Source organism: Enterococcus sp. AAFC-DPL-6103, from assembly GCF_058216595.1.
This window is the reverse complement of sequence record NZ_CM177102.1, coordinates 1,623,632-1,639,352: the sequence shown is the minus strand read 5'-3', so window position 1 is coordinate 1,639,352 and position 15,721 is coordinate 1,623,632. Positions and strand designations below refer to the sequence as shown.

General features: G+C 38.6%; 15 protein-coding genes. 14 read left to right on the top strand and 1 reads right to left on the bottom strand.

The window, feature by feature from the left end; translation table 11 throughout:
- Positions 1-110: 110 nt before the first annotated feature.
- From AC4BC3_RS07830 to purB, 5 genes are all read left to right on the top strand, one after another.
- The gene (locus tag AC4BC3_RS07830; RefSeq protein WP_206909213.1) at positions 111-692 is read left to right on the top strand and encodes a xanthine phosphoribosyltransferase; all 582 of its coding nucleotides are present in this window, start codon (positions 111-113) and stop codon (positions 690-692) included.
- 2 nt (positions 693-694) lie between these two features.
- The gene (locus tag AC4BC3_RS07825) at positions 695-2,002 is read left to right on the top strand and encodes a nucleobase:cation symporter-2 family protein (RefSeq protein ID WP_490466211.1); all 1,308 of its coding nucleotides are present in this window, start codon (positions 695-697) and stop codon (positions 2,000-2,002) included.
- A 188-nt stretch (positions 2,003-2,190) separates the two neighbouring features.
- Positions 2,191-2,655, top strand: coding sequence for a 5-(carboxyamino)imidazole ribonucleotide mutase (gene purE / locus AC4BC3_RS07820; RefSeq protein ID WP_490467305.1), 465 nt, complete (start codon positions 2,191-2,193; stop codon positions 2,653-2,655).
- The gene (gene purK / locus AC4BC3_RS07815; RefSeq protein ID WP_206909216.1) at positions 2,648-3,769 is read left to right on the top strand and encodes a 5-(carboxyamino)imidazole ribonucleotide synthase; all 1,122 of its coding nucleotides are present in this window, start codon (positions 2,648-2,650) and stop codon (positions 3,767-3,769) included. Before purE ends, purK begins: the two co-directional genes overlap by 8 nt.
- 13 nt (positions 3,770-3,782) lie before the next feature.
- Positions 3,783-5,078: an adenylosuccinate lyase gene (gene purB / locus AC4BC3_RS07810; protein WP_490466210.1), complete on the top strand. Its 1,296-nt coding sequence runs from the start codon at positions 3,783-3,785 to the stop codon at positions 5,076-5,078.
- A 121-nt stretch (positions 5,079-5,199) separates the two neighbouring features.
- Here the strand turns inward: purB and AC4BC3_RS07805 are convergent, their stop codons facing one another.
- A complete protein-coding gene (locus tag AC4BC3_RS07805; protein ID WP_206909220.1) occupies positions 5,200-5,571 on the bottom strand; it encodes a hypothetical protein in 372 nt (123 codons plus the stop codon).
- Between the two features lie 257 nt (positions 5,572-5,828).
- Here AC4BC3_RS07805 and purC point away from each other — a divergent pair, with 257 nt between their 5' ends.
- The 9 genes from purC to purD are packed head-to-tail and all read left to right on the top strand — an operon-like array spanning position 5,829 to position 15,658.
- Positions 5,829-6,545, top strand: a complete 717-nt coding sequence (gene purC, locus AC4BC3_RS07800) for a phosphoribosylaminoimidazolesuccinocarboxamide synthase (RefSeq protein ID WP_206909221.1) — start codon at positions 5,829-5,831, stop codon at positions 6,543-6,545.
- Positions 6,546-6,590: 45 nt separating this feature from the next.
- The gene (purS, locus tag AC4BC3_RS07795) at positions 6,591-6,845 is read left to right on the top strand and encodes a phosphoribosylformylglycinamidine synthase subunit PurS (RefSeq protein WP_490466209.1); all 255 of its coding nucleotides are present in this window, start codon (positions 6,591-6,593) and stop codon (positions 6,843-6,845) included.
- Position 6,846: 1 nt separating this feature from the next.
- Positions 6,847-7,524: a phosphoribosylformylglycinamidine synthase subunit PurQ gene (gene purQ / locus AC4BC3_RS07790; RefSeq protein WP_206909223.1), complete on the top strand. Its 678-nt coding sequence runs from the start codon at positions 6,847-6,849 to the stop codon at positions 7,522-7,524.
- The gene (gene purL, locus AC4BC3_RS07785; RefSeq protein WP_206909224.1) at positions 7,525-9,747 is read left to right on the top strand and encodes a phosphoribosylformylglycinamidine synthase subunit PurL; all 2,223 of its coding nucleotides are present in this window, start codon (positions 7,525-7,527) and stop codon (positions 9,745-9,747) included. It begins immediately after the preceding gene.
- The gene (gene purF / locus AC4BC3_RS07780) at positions 9,732-11,171 is read left to right on the top strand and encodes an amidophosphoribosyltransferase (RefSeq protein ID WP_490466208.1); all 1,440 of its coding nucleotides are present in this window, start codon (positions 9,732-9,734) and stop codon (positions 11,169-11,171) included. The genes purL and purF overlap by 16 nt, the downstream gene beginning before the upstream one ends.
- Positions 11,172-11,193: 22 nt before the next feature.
- A complete protein-coding gene (gene purM / locus AC4BC3_RS07775) occupies positions 11,194-12,237 on the top strand; it encodes a phosphoribosylformylglycinamidine cyclo-ligase (protein WP_490466207.1) in 1,044 nt (347 codons plus the stop codon).
- Positions 12,234-12,812 carry a phosphoribosylglycinamide formyltransferase gene (gene purN / locus AC4BC3_RS07770; RefSeq protein WP_206909227.1) on the top strand — a complete coding sequence of 193 codons (579 nt, stop codon included), beginning with the start codon at positions 12,234-12,236 and terminating at the stop codon, positions 12,810-12,812. Before purM ends, purN begins: the two co-directional genes overlap by 4 nt.
- Positions 12,809-14,344, top strand: a complete 1,536-nt coding sequence (gene purH, locus AC4BC3_RS07765) for a bifunctional phosphoribosylaminoimidazolecarboxamide formyltransferase/IMP cyclohydrolase (RefSeq protein WP_490466206.1) — start codon at positions 12,809-12,811, stop codon at positions 14,342-14,344. Before purN ends, purH begins: the two co-directional genes overlap by 4 nt.
- Positions 14,345-14,368: 24 nt before the next feature.
- On the top strand, positions 14,369-15,658 hold the full coding sequence (purD, locus tag AC4BC3_RS07760; RefSeq protein WP_490466205.1) for a phosphoribosylamine--glycine ligase: 1,290 nt from the start codon (positions 14,369-14,371) through the stop codon (positions 15,656-15,658).
- The last annotated feature ends 63 nt before the right edge of the window (positions 15,659-15,721 follow it).

Below are 15,721 nucleotides of genomic sequence, written 5' to 3'. Positions count from 1 at the left end.
GCTTATTTTAAAAAGTAGAAGGGTGTTTTTCTATATCAGAATTTTATGATAGAAGTGTGGATGAAGAAGCTATTAATTGAACAAAAAATTAAAGAAAAGGGGCAAAAAAAGTGAAAGAATTAGTTGAACGCATCAAAAATGATGGGCGTGTATTGGGTGAAGGTGTGTTAAAAGTTGATAGCTTTGTGACCCACCAAGTAGATCCAGTTTTGATGGAACAAATGGGTCAACGTTTTGCAGAAGTATTTAAAGACCAAGGAATTACTAAGGTGGTAACGATTGAAGCTTCTGGGATTGCTCCTGCTTTATATGCTGCAAAAGAGTTGGGTGTGCCAATGATTTTTGCTAGAAAAGCAAAAAGTTTAACAATGGACGAAGAACTCTTGACAGCTTCTGTCTATTCTTTCACCAAACAAGTAACAAGTACGATTTCAATTTCACGAAAATTTTTATCAGAAAATGATAAAGTTTTGATTATTGATGATTTCTTAGCAAATGGTCAAGCTGCTAAAGGATTGATTGAGTTGTGTCAACAAGCCGGAGCAGAAGTTGAAGGAATCGGAATTGTCATTGAAAAATCTTTCCAAGATGGACGAGAATTACTTGAACAAATGGGCTTGCGTGTGGTTTCCTTAGCGCGAATCGCTTCCTTATCAAATGGTCAAGTTGAGTTTCTTGAGGAGGACGCATAACATTGAAAAAAGAAACGCAAAATGGAAAAGCAGCAGTCTTAGGATTACAACATCTATTAGCAATGTATGCAGGTGCAGTTGCTGTACCGTTACTAATAGGAACTGGTCTTGGTTTTAATCAAGAACAAATGACTTACTTGATTTCAATTGACATTTTTATGTGTGGATTAGCTACTTTACTACAACTGACTGTCAATCGTTTCTTTGGAATTGGTCTACCCGTTGTTTTGGGTTGTGCAATTCAAGCAGTGGCTCCATTGATTTTAATTGGTACGGATAAAGGCGTTGGCGCAATTTATGGTTCGATCATCGCATCAGGAATTTTTGTGGTTTTAGCTGCAGGGTTCTTTTCTAAAATCAAAAAGTTGTTTCCACCGCTTGTAACAGGAACTGTTATTACAGTTATTGGCTTGACTTTGATTCCTGTAGCTATTGAAAAAATGGGTGGCGGTAGCGCTGCTGCCGCAAATTTTGGTGATAAAACCAATTTATTGTTGGCCTTTGTAACGATTGGCTTGATCGTTGGTGTCCAAATGCTTGGTAAAGGATTTATTCGTTCTATTGCTGTATTGATTGGTTTAGTTGGCGGGAGCTTATTGGCTGGCTTGATGGGAATGATCGACTTAGATGCAATTGGGCAAGCACCGTTATTCCATGTACCACAACCATTTTATTTTGGAAAACCAACCTTTGATATCTGGTCGATTTTGCTAATGATTATTATCTCAATCGTAAGTATGGTTGAATCAACAGGTGTTTATTTTGCGCTTGGTGATATTACTGGCAAAAAAGTTGGCGAAGAAGAGCTGAAAAAAGGTTATCGTGCTGAAGGACTAGCAGTCATTTTAGGTGGGATCTTCAATACATTTCCTTATACTGGTTTTTCTCAAAATGTTGGGTTAGTTCAATTATCTGGGATCAAGACAAGAAAGCCAATTTACTTTTCAGCTGCATTCTTGATTATCTTAGGTTTGTTTCCAAAAATTGGTGCTATTGCTCAAATCATTCCTGAACCTGTACTTGGTGGTGGGATGTTAGTGATGTTTGGAATGGTAGCAGTGCAAGGAATTCGTATGTTATTAGATGTCGATTTTGCTAATGATAAGAATTTATTGATTGTTGCTGTTTCAATTGGTTTTGGATTAGGTTTCAACATTATGCCGTCTTTATTTGGACAGCTCCCTGAAACGATCCAAATGTTTACTGGTAATGGAATTGTTATGAGTAGTGTTACAGCGATTGTGTTGAATTTGGTTTTTAATGGCATCCAAAAAGATGAAGCAATTATTGAAGAGGCATTCGAAAAATAAAAATAAAAATAAAAGTAGCAAAAAAATATTTTTTGCTGCTTTTATTTTTTGCTCAAAAACAAACACGAACGTTTATCGTTTATATGTATATAATATTCGATTTTTGTTTGACGTTAGAAAAGTCACTTGTTAAAATATGAATGTATTGTAGCAGAGAGGGGAAAAAGATCGTGGAAGTGTCAGTCATTATGGGAAGTATTTCAGATTGGGAAACAATGAAATTTGCTTGTGATATGTTAGATGAATTTGGTATTTCATATGAGAAAAAAGTTGTATCAGCCCACCGTACGCCAGATTTAATGTTTCAATTTGCGAAAGAAGCAAGAGGAAGAGGAATCAAAGTGATTATTGCAGGTGCAGGTGGTGCAGCTCATCTACCCGGAATGGTTGCTGCGCAGACAACGTTACCTGTGATTGGTGTTCCTGTTCAATCACGAACATTAAATGGTTTAGATTCATTATTATCTATTGTCCAAATGCCAGGTGGTATACCAGTAGCAACAACGGCAATTGGAAAAGCTGGTGCAATTAACGCTGGACTACTTGCGATACAGATGCTTTCAATGTATGATTTAGAATTGGAAGCTAAATTGGCTGAAAAACGTTCAATGATGGCTGAAACTGTTATAGAAAGTAGTGATCAACTTGGTTAAACCATTACTGCCTGGATCAACAATTGGGATTGTCGGTGGCGGTCAATTAGGTCGAATGATGACAATTAGTGCAAAAGAAATGGGCTTTAAAGTAGGCGTATTAGATCCTGTGAGTGGTTGCCCAGCAGCTCAAGTGGCTGATTGGCATATTGAAAGTTCCTATGATGATACTTTTGCATTAGAAGAACTTGCTAGACGAACAGATGTCATTACCTATGAATTCGAGAATGTAAGTGTGGAAGCACTTAATGCTATTTTACCAAAATCATTTATTCCTCAAGGCACGGACTTGTTGGCAATTACTCAAGACCGACTATTAGAAAAATCATTTTTAGAAACAAATAATATTGTGATTGCACCTTATGCAACAATTGTGAGCCCAACGGATATCCAAGATGCAATTGATGGAATTGGTTATCCTTGTGTCTTAAAAACAACGCGCGGTGGGTATGATGGAAAAGGTCAATGTGTATTGTATAGTCGTGCTGACTTAGCACCTGCAATGGACCTATTACGTAAAGGAACGTGTGTATTAGAAGCATGGATTCCATTTGAAAAAGAAATTTCTGTCATGGTGGCTGGTAATGGTCAAGGAGAGTATACAACATTCCCTGTGGTGGAAAATGTTCACCGAAATAATATCTTGCATGAAACAATTGCACCAGCTCGTGTACCTGATGAAGTAGTTGAGGAAGCTGAGCGAATCGCAAAGGTAGTTGCAGAAGCAGTGAACTTATCAGGTGTTTTAGGTGTTGAAATGTTTTTGACTAAGACTGGTGGTTTATATGTCAATGAGCTAGCGCCAAGACCACATAATTCCGGACACTATTCAATTGAAGCTTGTTCAATGAGTCAATTTGATGCACACATTCGTGGTATTTGTGGTTGGCCATTAAGTAAGATTCGATTACTAAGCGACGCCGTTATGGTCAATGTGTTGGGCGAACAGTTGTTAGAAAGTTATCGTTTGATTGAGAAAAAACCAGATTGGCAATTTCATTTTTATGGAAAAAGTCAAGCGCAAAAAGGACGGAAAATGGGGCATATCACCATTTTGACTGAAGATACGCATGAAACGCTAGAAGAAATCTATCAAACCAACATTTGGGACTAAAGGAGAAAGTTAAATGTTAGAACGTTATACACGACCTGAGATGGGAAATATCTGGACAGAAACAAATAAATATCAAGCTTGGTTGGAGGTTGAGATTCTAGCAGATGAAGCTTGGGCTGAACTTGGGGATATTCCTAAAGAAGATGTGAAAAAAATTCGGGAACATGCTTCATTTGATATCAATCGAATTTTAGAGATTGAAAAATCAACACGTCATGATGTTGTAGCTTTCACACGAGCAGTATCTGAAACACTTGGTGAAGAACGTAAATGGGTACATTATGGATTAACAAGTACAGATGTTGTCGACACTGCTTATGGTTATTTAATCAAACAGGCAAATGATATTTTACGAGAAGACTTGAAACATTTTACAGCGATTATTGGTGAAAAAGCAAAAGAACATAAATATACCGTTATGATGGGCCGAACACATGGTGTTCACGCTGAACCAACAACATTTGGCTTAAAACTAGCTACTTGGTATTCTGAAATGAAACGGAATATTGAACGATTTGAACATGCAGCTAAAGGTGTAGAAGCTGGTAAAATCTCTGGTGCAGTAGGAACGTTTGCGAACATCCCACCATTTATTGAAGAGTATGTTTGTGAGAACTTAGGCATTCGCCCACAAGAAATCTCAACGCAAGTTTTACCACGCGATTTACACGCTGAATACTTTGCAACAATGGCATTGATTGCGACAAGTATTGAACGTTTTGCAACAGAAATTCGCGGGTTACAAAAATCAGAAACGCGTGAAGTGGAAGAATTTTTTGCTAAAGGGCAAAAGGGATCTTCTGCCATGCCACACAAACGCAATCCAATTGGGTCAGAAAATATGTCTGGTTTGGCGAGAGTGATTCGTGGTCATATGGTTACTGCGTACGAAAATGTTTCTTTATGGCATGAAAGAGATATTTCTCATTCATCTGCTGAACGAATCATTTTACCTGATACAACGATTCTTTTAGATTACATGTTGAATCGTTTTGGAAACATCGTGAAGAATCTGACGGTCTTCCCAGAAAATATGAAACGTAATATGGATGCTACATTTGGTCTGATTTATAGTCAACGAGTATTGTTGAAATTAATTGATAAAGGAATGACTCGCGAAGAAGCGTACGATCTAGTTCAACCAAAAACTGCGCAAGCATGGGATGAACAAAGAGCATTTCGTCCTTTACTGGAAAATGATGCGAAAATCACTTCTGTTTTATCAGCGGAAGACATTGATGATGCGTTTGACTATCACTACCATTTAAAAAATGTCGACACGATTTTTGAACGTGTTGGTTTAGCGTAAGATGATGAAATGCTGTAGCAAAAAATGCTGCAGCGTTTTTTTTGTGCAATAAAAAAAGAGGTTTGCCACTAGTTGGGCAAGCCTCTTTTGTTTTTTTGTTAGTAGAATATATGAAGATCACTTACGCAAGTGCCTGCGTATTTGTAAAGTGAAGTGAGTGAAGCAGGTTGAGTAAATAATCAATGAAATCATAATTGTATTCCTGTGTATTGAAAACAACTTGGATACGATATTGATTTTTGAAAACTTTTTGTTCATGTATTTGATTAATTAACAATTCATGATTGGAATTCGTTTGATAGTGTGCAGTTTTTTTACGACATTCAGCGTGACGTTTTGTTGCACGGCGAATTTTTCGGAAAGTATAAAAGCTTGTATCTTTATTACACAGATAAACGTCTTTGATACCTAATAAATCATTATATAAGCGAGCACGTTCTTCTGGTGTTAGTTCAGTTAGGAATTGTTGTGCAGTATAAGTTGAATCTTCCATATGCTAGTGCCTCCTTGAATAAACATGCGTGATAATTACACATTTACTATACCATTAAGTTTTTTTGATGTAAACGTTTCGATTAACAATGATTTCATCTAGTATCCACCAAAAAAACGAACATTAGATGATTCTAATGCTTTTAATGTACAGTATTTTGTTGATTTACATAAAAAGTGTTGTTAAAATCAAAAGTGAAAAAACGAACAAAAATGACTGTTTGTTAATTAAATGTAAGGCTATGAGGAGAGAGACTTGTGAAAAAAGCGGGATTGCTATATGAAGGAAAAGCTAAAAAAATGTTTGCAACAACAGATGAACAAGTGATTTGGGTCGAATATCTTGACCAAGCAACAGCATTGAATGGGATTATGAAAGACAAAATTCAAGGAAAAGGCGAATTAAATAATCAGATCACTAGTCGAATTTTCCAATACTTAACAAGAAAAGGGATTGACAATCATTTTATTGATATTTTGTCAAAAACCGAACAATTAGTAAAAAAAGTTGAAGTGATTCCTTTGGAAGTGGTTGTTAGAAATTTTGCAGCAGGAAGCTTTTCTAAACGATTAGCGGTACCAGAAGGAACTATCTTACCTGAACCAATCATTGAATTTTATTACAAAGATGATTCGTTAGATGATCCGTTTATCAATGAAGCGCATATTGCCTTCCTACAGCTTGCAACACCAGCTGAAATTCAAGAGATCAAATCAATGGCATTACAAGTCAACGATGCTTTACAGGAATTATTTACAGGAATTCACTTGCAATTGATTGATTTTAAACTTGAGTTTGGTCGGTTAGCAGATGGACAAATCTTACTTGCTGATGAGATTTCTCCTGATACTTGTCGTTTATGGGATACCGAATCTCGTGAACACATGGATAAAGATGTGTATCGTCGAAAAATTGGCAATCTGGTTCCAGTTTATCAAGAAGTGTTAAGTCGTTTGAACAATTATTCATTCTAGTAACTATTACTCGTAAAAAAACTTACTTTTAAAGGAGAAAATCAAATGTATTTTGTAAAAGTTTATGTGACGTATAAAGATTCTGTATTAGATCCACAAGGAGAAGCTGTAAAACATGCAGTGCATCGTATGGCCTATGAAGAAATCGAAGAAATTCGTATAGGGAAATACTTTGAAATTCAAGTTGCACCATCGCAGACACCTGTTGAAGACACGATTGAACAAATTTGTGACAAATTATTAGCAAATGTCAATATGGAAACATATCGTTACGAAATTGAGGAAATGGAGGAAGTTTAGCATGAAGTTTGCAGTGATTGTTTTTCCCGGATCAAACTGTGATGCAGATATGCTGTGGGCTGTGCAAGAAATTATAGGTGTGGAAGCAGCGTATGTTCGTTACGACGAAGACTCCCTTTCAGGATTTGATGGCGTGCTACTCCCTGGTGGTTTTTCTTACGGTGATTATCTTCGTTGTGGCGCAATTGCTCGCTTCTCGACGATTATGAAGGAAGTGATTCGCTTTGCTGAAGAGGGCAAACCAGTATTTGGAACATGTAATGGGTTTCAAATTTTAACTGAAGCTGGGTTACTCCCTGGTGTTTTACGTAGAAATGAATCTTTACAATTTATTTGTAAGACAGTTCCGTTAAGAGTTGTGAATAATCAAACTGCGTTTACCTCAGAATATCATGAGGATGAAGTGATTCAGTTGCCAGTCGCTCATGGTGAAGGAAATTATTTTTGTGATGAAGAAACATTGCGTGAGCTAAAGGAAAATCATCAAATTGTTTTTACGTATGAAGAAGAAAATATCAATGGCAGTGTGGAACGTATCGCAGGAATTACGAATCAAGCTGGAAATGTTCTGGGAATGATGCCCCATCCTGAACGTGCGATGGAACAGTTGTTAGGTTCAGAAGACGGAAAACGTTTCTTTCAATCAATGATCAAAAATTTCGGGAAGGTGACTGTTTAGATGAAAACAATGATGGAGCCAACAGCACAAGAAATCAAAGAGCAGAAAATCTACAGTGAATGGGGTTTATCTGATGAAGAATACCGCATGATTGAAGAAGATATCTTGGGTAGAATGCCTAATTATACTGAAACAGGTCTGTTTTCTGTTATGTGGAGTGAACATTGTTCTTATAAGAATTCTAAACCTGTTCTACGAAAATTCCCAATTACTGGTCCAAAAGTTTTGCAGGGGCCTGGTGAGGGAGCGGGGATTGTGGACATCGGTGATGGGCAAGCAGTTGTCTTTAAAGCAGAAAGTCATAATCATCCTTCTGCTGTCGAACCGTATGAAGGCGCAGCGACTGGAGTTGGCGGGATTATTCGTGATATTTTCAGTATGGGTGCACGACCAATTGCATTGCTGGATTCTTTACGCTTTGGTGAGTTGAATAATTCTCGCACAAAATATTTACTTGATGAAGTAGTTGCTGGAATTGGGGGGTATGGTAATTGTATTGGTATCCCAACAGTTGGCGGCGAGATTGCTTTTGATGCTTGTTATGAAGGAAACCCTTTAGTAAATGCGATGTGTGTTGGATTGATCGACCATAAAGATATTCAAAAGGGTCAGGCATCGGGTGTCGGTAATTCCATTATGTATGTTGGAGCTAAAACGGGACGTGACGGTATACATGGTGCAACGTTTGCTTCGGAGGAATTTAGTCAAGAAGAAGAACAACAACGTTCTGCTGTTCAAGTTGGCGATCCTTTCATGGAAAAATTGTTGTTAGAAGCCTGCCTTGAGTTGATCTTGAATCATGCAGAAATTTTAGTAGGTATTCAAGACATGGGGGCTGCGGGATTGGTGTCATCGAGTTCAGAAATGGCTTCTAAAGCAGGATCAGGTCTGATTTTAACACTAGATGATGTGCCTCAACGAGAAACAGGTATGTCTCCTTATGAAATGATGTTATCTGAATCTCAAGAACGCATGTTAATTTGTGTCAAAGCTGGTGCAGAGGAAGAAGTAAAAGCGTTATTCAAAAAATATGATTTGGATGCTGTAACAATTGGTAAGGTAACGGATGATGGCCAATATCGTTTATATCATCATGGAAATGAAGTGGCTAACCTGCCGGTTGATGCTTTGGCAGAAGATGCACCAGTTTACGATAAGCCAAGAAAAGAACCAGCGAGAATGGCAGAGTTTCGAGAAATGCCCGCATATCTACCTGTTATTGGAGAACCAAATGAAACATTTTTAGCGTTACTAGCTCAACCAACGATTGCTTCAAAGAAATCCATTTACGAAACATACGACTCTCAAGTTCAAACAAATACTGTTGTTCGTCCAGGAAGTGATGCAGCTGTTTTACGAATCCGCGGAACGAAAAAATCTTTGGCAATGACAACTGATTGTAATGCAAGATACCTTTATTTAAATCCAGAAATCGGTGGACAGATTGCAGTTGCTGAAGCAGCGCGAAATATTGTTGCCAGCGGTGGAAAACCTTTAGCAATTACCGACTGCTTGAATTATGGTTCTCCAGATAAACCTGAAGTTTTTTGGGAACTTTGGCATTCAGCAGATGGAATAGCAGAAGCTTGTCGTACCTTTGAAACACCAGTGATTTCTGGAAATGTGTCACTTTACAATGAAACAGATGGCAAGGCAATCTATCCAACTCCGATGATTGGTATGGTAGGTTTGATTGAATCCCATGAACAAATTACTACACAGGAATTTAAGCAAGCGGGTGATCGGATATATGTCATTGGTCAAACAGGCAATGACTTTAATGGAAGTGAGCTTCAAAAGCTTTTGACAGGAACAATTCAAGGTCAGCTAACTAATTTTGATTTGGCAGTTGAAAAGAAAAATCAAGACTTAATGCTAGCTGCTATTCGACAAGGTTTGGTAGCAAGCTCTCATGATTGCTCTGAAGGTGGCTTGGCGGTTGCCATTGCAGAGGCTGCTTTTACAAATGAGTTAGGTGTCAACATTCAGACTGAGTTAACTGTTGCAGAACTTTTCTCGGAGACACAATCACGATTTGTGGTCTCAATCAACCCAGAAAAGCAGGTGGCTTTTGAACAACTGGTAGGAGAACATGCCTATTATCTTGGTGAAGTAACAGCTGATTCTCAGTTGAGAATGCAAGCAGTTGATGGCGAAATCAATCTAACAACTCAAAGGGCTAAAGCAAGCTGGGAGGAAGCTATTCCATGTCTTATGAAGTAAAAAGTTTAAATGAAGAGTGTGGAATTTTTGGTGTCTGGGGGCATCAGGATGCAGCAAGTGTTACTTACTTTGGCTTGCATAGCCTGCAACATCGTGGTCAAGAAGGCGCGGGGATTGTTTCAAATGACGAGGGTAAACTAAACGGGCATCGTGATCTTGGGTTATTATCAGAAGTATTCAAAGATCAACGAAAATTGACTCAATTAACAGGAAATGCAGCAATTGGTCATGTGCGTTACGCGACTGCAGGAAATGGAAGTGTCGATAATATTCAGCCGTTCTTATTCAAATTTTATGATGTTTCGGTTGGTTTAGCACACAATGGTAATTTAACCAATGCTCGTTCTTTACGAAGAGAATTAGAGCAAGATGGCGCAATTTTTCATTCAAATTCGGATACAGAAATTTTAATGCATTTGATACGCCGAAGCGACGAGGAAACATTTTTAGCAAAATTAAAAACATCTTTGAACAAAGTAAAAGGTGGCTTTGCTTACTTACTAATGACAGAAGACGCGATGATTGCGGCACTTGATCCGAACGGGTTCCGTCCGCTAGCGATTGGCCAGATGAAAAATGGTGCTTATGTTGTTACTTCTGAAACCTGTGCTTTAGAAGTAGTGGGTGCAGAATTTATTCGTGATGTGCACCCCGGAGAAGTAGTGATAATCAGCGATGAAGGGTTGAAAATCGAAACGTACACACAAGATACACAGCTAGCAATTTGCTCAATGGAGTATATCTACTTTGCACGACCAGACTCGAACATCAATGGGGTCAATGTCCATACTGCTCGAAAAAACATGGGGAAAAATTTAGCTAAAGAGGCGCCTATTGAAGCAGATATGGTGGTAGGAGTTCCTAATTCTTCTTTGTCAGCTGCTAGTGGGTATGCTGAAGCTAGTGGGATTCCTTATGAAATTGGTTTGGTAAAGAATCAATATATTGCGCGAACATTCATTCAACCCACACCAGAGTTACGTGAACAAGGGGTACGTATGAAATTATCAGCTGTTCGTGGAGTAGTGGAAGGTAAAAAAATTGTGATGGTAGATGACTCCATCGTCCGAGGTACGACAAGTCGGCGAATCGTCCGATTATTAAAAGAAGCTGGTGCCAAAGAAGTACATGTACGGATTGCATCGCCACCCCTAAAATATCCTTGTTTTTACGGAATTGATATTCAAACGAGAAAAGAACTGATTGCTGCTAATCATAGTATCGAAGAAATTCGACAATGTATTGGGGCAGACTCTTTAGAATTCCTTAGTGAGGAAGGTCTGATTACTGCCATTGGATTACAAGAAGAGGCGCCTTATTCAGGACTATGTATGGCTTATTTTAATGGTGACTATCCAACTCCTTTATATGATTATGAGGAGAAATACCAAGCATCTCTAAAAGAAAAAGTTTCGTTTTTCTAATAATAAAGGAGTGAATCATCGCATGAAAAATGCATATGCAAAAGCTGGCGTGGATGTGGAAGCTGGTTATGAAGTTGTTGAACGAATCAAAAAACATGTAAATAAAACGGAACGTCTTGGTGTAATGGGTGCACTAGGAGGTTTTGGTGGTTGTTTTGATCTTTCTTTGCTTGATGTGAAAGAACCTGTTTTAGTTTCGGGAACGGATGGCGTTGGGACAAAATTAGCAGTAGCAATTGAAGCAAATCAACATGATACGATTGGGATTGATTGTGTTGCAATGTGTGTGAACGATATTTTAGCCCAAGGTGCAGAGCCTCTTTATTTCTTAGATTACTTAGCTACAGGAAAGAACGAACCGGAAAAATTGGAACAAGTAGTTGCAGGCGTAGCAAATGGGTGCGTTCAAGCAAATATGGCGCTAATTGGTGGAGAAACTGCTGAAATGCCAGGAATGTATCAAGGTGAGGACTATGATTTAGCCGGATTTGCCGTTGGAATTGCCGAAAAGTCACAACTGATTACTGGAGAGTCGATTGAACCAGGTGATATTTTATTAGGACTACCTTCAAGTGGGATTCATTCAAATGGGTATTCACTAGTAAGAAAAATTTTCTTTGAAGAACATCAACTGACAACGGATAGTATTTTGCCAGAATTAAATGAAACATTAGCTGATAGTCTATTAGTTCCAACGAGAATTTATGTTGCAAGTCTTTTACCATTGATCAAAAAAAATCAATTGAAAGGCTGTGCACATATCACCGGTGGTGGTTTTGTAGAGAACATTCCTCGTATGCTACCAGCTGGGGTCAGTGCAAATATCCAATTAGGAAGCTGGCCGATTTTACCAATTTTTGATTGTCTACAAAGCTATGGGAAGCTCTCTTTGGCAGAAATGTATGAAATTTTTAATATGGGTATTGGAATGGTCGTTGCTGTTTCACCAGAACAAGTAGCTGAAGTCACGGCTAATTTTGCAGAGCAAGGAGATGCCGTTTACCAAATCGGTGAAATCGTAGCAGAAGACACACAGAAAATTATTTTTACTGGAGAAATGGCATGAGACTAGCCATTTTTGCTTCGGGTAATGGAAGTAACTTCCAAGCTTTGGTAACGAATTTAAGAGAAAAAAAGCTAGCTGTCACAGTTGACTGGCTATTCTGTGACCAGCCAGACGCATACGTGCTACAAAGAGCAGAAACGTTGAAAGTGCCTGCTAGCCAATTTTCACCAAAAGATTTTGCAAATAAAGTAGCGTACGAACAGGAGATACTCCGACAGTTGCATGAACGGAAAATTGATTTGGTTATTTTGGCAGGCTACATGCGAATTGTAGGACCCACTTTGCTCACCGCATTTGAAAATAAAATAGTGAACATCCATCCATCGTTATTGCCGGATTTTCCGGGATTGCACGGAATTCGTGATGCATATGAAGCAGGAGTAGCAACTACAGGTGTGACTGTTCATTTGATTGATGCAGGTGTCGATACAGGACCAATCATTCGTCAAGAAAAAGTCGAGATTGAACCAACAGATACATTGGAAATCCTTGAACAAAAAATACATGCAGTTGAGCATCGAATTTATCCAGAAATCGTCGAAGAAATGATCAAAAATGGAGGCTATTTAAAATGACAAGAGCGTTGATTAGTGTATCAGACAAAACAGGAATCGTTGACTTTGCTAAAGGTTTGATTGCTAATAATATCGAAATTATTTCAACAGGTGGAACAAAAAAAGCATTGGATCAATCAGGTATTAAAACGATTTCTATTGATGAGGTCACTGGCTTTCCAGAAATGATGGATGGCAGAGTGAAAACTTTGCATCCGAAGATTCACGGAGGACTTTTAGGGCGTCGAAATGTCGTTGAACATATGGAAGATATGAAACGCGGTGAGATTTTACCAATCGATTTTGTTTGTGTGAATCTTTATCCATTTAAGGAAACCATTTTAAAACCAGAAGTAACGGAGCAAGAGGCAATTGAAAATATTGATATTGGTGGTCCAAGTATGTTGCGAAGTGGTGCTAAAAATCATGAATTTGTCACAGTGATCGTTGATCCGTCAGATTATTCATTCGTTCTCCAAGAGTTAGAAGCCCATGGAGAAACACAGTTAGCAACTCGGAAACGTCTAGCTGCAAAAGTCTTTCGTCATACGGCTGCTTATGATGCGTTAATTGCTCAATATTTGACAGAGATGGCGGACGAAAAAGAACCAGAAAAATTAACGTTGACTTATGAGCGAAAACAAGATTTACGTTACGGCGAAAATAGCCATCAGGAAGCAGCTTTTTATCAATCTGCTTTGCCGGCAGACTATTCGATTGCTGCGGCAAAACAACTACATGGAAAAGAACTTTCATTCAACAATATTCGTGATGCAGATGCAGCGCTAAGAATTGCCCGTGAGTATGAGGAGCCAACAGTCGTTGCGTTGAAACATATGAATCCATGTGGTATTGGAACGGCACCAACGATTTTTGAAGCTTGGAATTATGCGTTTGAAGCAGATCCAGTTTCAATTTTTGGTGGAATTATCGTTTTGAATCGTGAAGTAGATGTGGCTACTGCTGAAAAAATGCATGAACTATTTTTAGAAATCATTATTGCTCCAGGATTCACTGAAGCTGCATTAGAAGTTTTGAAGAAAAAGAAAAATCTGCGTATTTTAACGATCAGTTTTGAACAAAAAACAGCTAGCATATCGGATGAAACAGTATCTGTTTTAGGTGGGTTATTAGTTCAAAGTCAAGATCTTGCAATGGAACACGAAGAAGACTGGACTGTAGTAACAGAACAGCAACCAACTGCAGAACAAACAGCGGCGTTAGCATTTGCTTGGAAAGCCGTGAAGCATGTTAAATCTAATGCTATTGTTGTTGCGAATGAACACCAAACTGTCGGTGTAGGGGCTGGGCAAATGAATCGTGTGGGATCCGTCAAGATAGCGATTGAACAAGCTGGCGAAAAATTAAAAGGTGCAGTACTGGCAAGTGACGCGTTTTTCCCAATGGATGATTCAGTTGAATACGCTGCTACGCATGGAATCAAGGCAATCATTCAGCCGGGTGGCAGTATCAAAGACCAAGCTTCCATTGATATGGCTAATCGTCATGGTATTGCGATGGTCTTTACGAATGTACGTCATTTTAGACATTAATCTTCAGTGGAAAAGGAGTAACGCATGAAAATTTTGATTATTGGTGCAGGCGGTCGTGAACATGCAATTGGGAAAAAACTGGTGGACAGTCCGTTAGTTGAAACAGTTTACTGCGCACCGGGGAACCCTGGAATGAAAAAAGATGATATTCAACCAGTCGCAATTGCAGAAACAGATCATGATGCGCTCATCTCATTTGCAAAAGAGCAGTGTGTTTCTTGGACATTCGTTGGACCAGAAGTTCCTTTGTTAAATGGAATTGTCGATGATTTTATAGCAGCAGATTTGAAAATTTTTGGACCAACAAAGCGCGCAGCGTTGATTGAGGGATCCAAAAGTTTTGCTAAACAATTGATGAAAGAGTGTCAGATTCCGACAGCTGAATCGCAAACATTTAATGATTATGAAATGGCTATAGCTTATATCAACGAAAAAGGTGCACCAATCGTTGTAAAAGCAGATGGGTTAGCTGCTGGTAAAGGTGTTGTTGTTGCAATGACCATTGAAGAAGCAATACAAGCTGCTAAAGATATGCTAAAGAGTCATCGATTTGGTGAAAGTGGAAATCAAATTGTAGTTGAAGAGTTTTTGGCTGGCGAAGAATTTTCGCTTTTAGCGTTTGTTCGTGGTACAGAAGTTTATCCCATGGTAATTTCGCAAGACCATAAACGGGCATACGACTTGGATAAGGGACCGAATACCGGGGGAATGGGTGCGTACTCACCAGTTCCACAAATTTCACAAAAGATGGTTGATGAAGCTATTGAAACGATTTTGAAACCAGCGGCGCAAGGGATGGTTGAACAAGACCGTTCCTTCACGGGGATCTTGTATGCTGGGTTGATTGCAACTGTTGACGGCCCAAAAGTGATTGAATTCAATGCTCGATTTGGTGACCCAGAAACACAAGTTGTTTTACCAAGATTGGTGAATGATTTTGCACAAGTGATAGATGATTTACTAGAAAATCGCTCAATCGAATTAGAATGGTCACAAGATGAGTTTCATGTGGGTGTTGTTGTCGCTGCTGAAGGTTACCCAGCAATGTATGAAACAGAGATGAGTTTGCCAGATTTTTCTGATGAATCACATGTTCAGGTGTATTATGCAGGTGTGGCAGAAAAAGAAGGATGTTTAGTTGGAAATGGTGGACGGATCTATTTAGTTGAAGCCAAAGCGAAAACGTTAGAGCAAGCACAAAAAATGATTTATGAAGTTCTTGAAAGAAAAGACACGACTGAAACGTTCTATCGTCATGATATTGGAAACAAGGCGTTGGAAGTAGTCGAAGGAAAATCATTGACTAAAAGATAAAAATATTTTTGATTTGATAAAGCCTTTTCATAAAAGTTGTGCTACACTTTTATTGTGTAAAGA

Excerpts from the sequence above, each read along its gene's own strand:
- purH (WP_490466206.1), top strand. The coding sequence starts at position 12,809 with ATGACAAGAGCGTTGATTAGTGTATCAGACAAAACAGGAATCGTTGAC.
- purE (WP_490467305.1), top strand. The coding sequence starts at position 2,191 with ATGGGAAGTATTTCAGATTGGGAAACAATGAAATTTGCTTGTGATATG.
- purS (WP_490466209.1), top strand. The coding sequence starts at position 6,591 with ATGTATTTTGTAAAAGTTTATGTGACGTATAAAGATTCTGTATTAGAT.
- purB (WP_490466210.1), top strand. The coding sequence starts at position 3,783 with ATGTTAGAACGTTATACACGACCTGAGATGGGAAATATCTGGACAGAA.
- purD (WP_490466205.1), top strand. The coding sequence starts at position 14,369 with ATGAAAATTTTGATTATTGGTGCAGGCGGTCGTGAACATGCAATTGGG.
- AC4BC3_RS07805 (WP_206909220.1), bottom strand. The coding sequence starts at position 5,571 with ATGGAAGATTCAACTTATACTGCACAACAATTCCTAACTGAACTAACA.
- purF (WP_490466208.1), top strand. The coding sequence starts at position 9,732 with ATGTCTTATGAAGTAAAAAGTTTAAATGAAGAGTGTGGAATTTTTGGT.
- purM (WP_490466207.1), top strand. The coding sequence starts at position 11,194 with ATGAAAAATGCATATGCAAAAGCTGGCGTGGATGTGGAAGCTGGTTAT.
- purQ (WP_206909223.1), top strand. The coding sequence starts at position 6,847 with ATGAAGTTTGCAGTGATTGTTTTTCCCGGATCAAACTGTGATGCAGAT.
- purL (WP_206909224.1), top strand. The coding sequence starts at position 7,525 with ATGAAAACAATGATGGAGCCAACAGCACAAGAAATCAAAGAGCAGAAA.
- purN (WP_206909227.1), top strand. The coding sequence starts at position 12,234 with ATGAGACTAGCCATTTTTGCTTCGGGTAATGGAAGTAACTTCCAAGCT.